Here is a 2500-nt window from a genome sequence, read left to right on the forward strand (position 1 = left end):
GGAGTAGGGTTTGAACCTTTGGCCTTCAGGTTATGAGCCTGACGAGTTGAAGAGGTTAGCAATTGATCCAGTGGATCAATTGTAGTCTGAACGGGCTGTGTTGATATTATTCGACCTGGTTGCGGGAGTAGGATTTGAACCTACGACCTTCAGGTTATGAGCCTGACGAGCTACCGGGCTGCTCCATCCCGCGACACTAGGTTGGCCTATCGCTTTCGCTACTTGAGGCCGGGGTCGAATAAGTAATTGTATCATTTAGAGAGAATTGGGATTTTTCTAGGTTTGGCGGTGACCTACTCTCCCGGGGCTTAAGCCCAAGTACCATTGGCGCGGCAGTGCTTAACTTCCGGGTTCGGGATGGGACCGGGTGTTTCACTTGCGCTATGACCACCAAACCGAGGAAAATCCCACGTTGCGACTTGCGTAGCAAGCGCGACGGGTGGCAGGCAGCGTCTTTTGCGTGCAAAAGGCGCGTTGCCACTCGGTAGTGTAATCAATCAACAGTGCCGCTTGGCGCGACACAGCCATCGTTAGTCTAAGGTGTGTATGTTTTTGATTTGTCTTTCCATTACTGGATCAAATCAAGCCTATCGGGCGATTAGTACCGGTCAACTGAACGCATTACTGCGCTTACATCTCCGGCCTATTGACGTGGTGGTCTTCCACGGCCCTCAGGGAGACCTTGTTTTGAGGGGGGCTTCCCGCTTAGATGCCTTCAGCGGTTATCCTGTCCGATCATAGCTACCCTGCACTGCTGCTGGCGCAACAACAGGTCCACCAGTGGATCGTTCACCCCGGTCCTCTCGTACTAGGGGCAACTCCTCTCAAGTCTCCTACACCCACGGCAGATAGGGACCGAACTGTCTCACGACGTTCTAAACCCAGCTCACGTACCTCTTTAAACGGCGAACAGCCGTACCCTTGGGACCTGCTCCAGCCCCAGGATGAGATGAGCCGACATCGAGGTGCCAAACACTGCCGTCGATATGGACTCTTGGGCAGTATCAGCCTGTTATCCCCGGCGTACCTTTTATCCGTTGAGCGATGGCCCTTCCACTCGGGACCACCGGATCACTATGGCCGTCTTTCGACTCTGCTCGACTTGTCAGTCTCGCAGTCAGGCTGGCTTCTGCCATTGCACTCAACGAGCGATTTCCGACCGCTCTGAGCCAACCTTCGCGCGCCTCCGTTACGCTTTAGGAGGCGACCGCCCCAGTCAAACTACCCGCCACGCAGGGTCCCGGATCCGGATAACGGACCGCGGTTAGACATCAAGAGTGCGAAGGGTGGTATCTCAAGGGAGGCTCCACAGAGACTTGCGTCTCTGCTTCAAAGCCCACCACCTATCCTGCACATCACAATCCTGATGCCAGTGCGAAGCTGTAGTAAAGGTGCACGGGGTCTTTCCGTCTAACCGCGGGAAGCCTGCATCTTGACAGGCAATTCAATTTCGCTGAGTCGATGTTGGAGACAGCGGGGAAGTCGTTACGCCATTCGTGCAGGTCGGAACTTACCCGACAAGGAATTTCGCTACCTTAGGACCGTTATAGTTACGGCCGCCGTTTACCTGGGCTTCAATTCAAGGCTCTCACCTCTCCTTTTAACCTTCAGGCACCGGGCAGGCGTCAGACCCTATACGTCGTCTTGCGACTTCGCAGAGCCCTGTGTTTTTAATAAACAGTCGCCACCCCCTGGTTTGTGCCCCCAGCCCCTAGTTGCCTAGGAACCGGGCCTCCTTCTCGCGAACTTACGGAGGTATTTTGCCGAGTTCCTTCAACATCGTTCTCTCAAGCGCCTTGGTATTCTCTACCAGTCCACCTGTGTCGGTTTAGGGTACGGTCTTATAGGAGGGCTATTTCCAGGAACCTCTCAGCAGCCCATTCAATCCGATAAGGATGAACTACCTCTGAGATCCGTCACCACTCCACGGCCTAGGAATATTAACCTAGTTCCCATCGCCTACGCCTTTCGGCCTCGGCTTAGGGGCCGGCTTACCCTGCTCAGATTAGCTTTAAGCAGGAACCCTTGGACTTTCGGCGAGAGTGTCTCTCACACTCTTTGTCGCTACTCATGTCATCATTCTCACTAGTGATCTCTCCACCGGATCGCTCACGCGCCGGCTTCATCGAAAGCCTCTCTCCTCCAATACGCCCGAAGACGTGAAGGAGGAATGAGACTATGTCACACTACGCTCTGCTACCATGCCTTACGGCATCCTAAGCTTCGGCTCATGGCTTGAGCCCCGTTACATCTTCGCCGCAGGACAACTTATTTAGACCAGTGAGCTGTTACGCTATCTTTAAAGGATGGCTGCTTCTAAGCCAACCTCCTGGTTGTTTTGGTCGTCCCACCTGCTTTCCCACTTAGCCATGAATTGGGGGCCTTAGCTGTAGGTCAGGGTTGTTTCCCTCTCCACTACGGACGTTAGCATCCGCAGTGTGTCTGCCATCTAGTACTCCCGGGTATTCGGAGTTTGGTTAGGATCAGTAAGCCTGTGGGG

At 54.1% G+C, this 2500-nt stretch carries 1 tRNA gene and 2 rRNA genes (1 of these 3 cut by a window edge); all 3 read right to left on the reverse strand.

What is annotated here, in order from left to right:
- Positions 1-116: 116 nt before the first annotated feature.
- Positions 117-193: transfer RNA gene (locus AC2FLB_RS20705), tRNA-Met, on the reverse strand.
- A gap of 87 nt (positions 194-280) precedes the next feature.
- Positions 281-395, reverse strand: a 5S ribosomal RNA gene (gene rrf / locus AC2FLB_RS20710).
- A 182-nt stretch (positions 396-577) separates the two neighbouring features.
- Positions 578-2500: ribosomal RNA gene (locus AC2FLB_RS20715) — 23S ribosomal RNA — on the reverse strand; it runs 905 nt beyond the window's last position.

The organism is Ruegeria sp. CDSA236 (assembly GCF_059611285.1).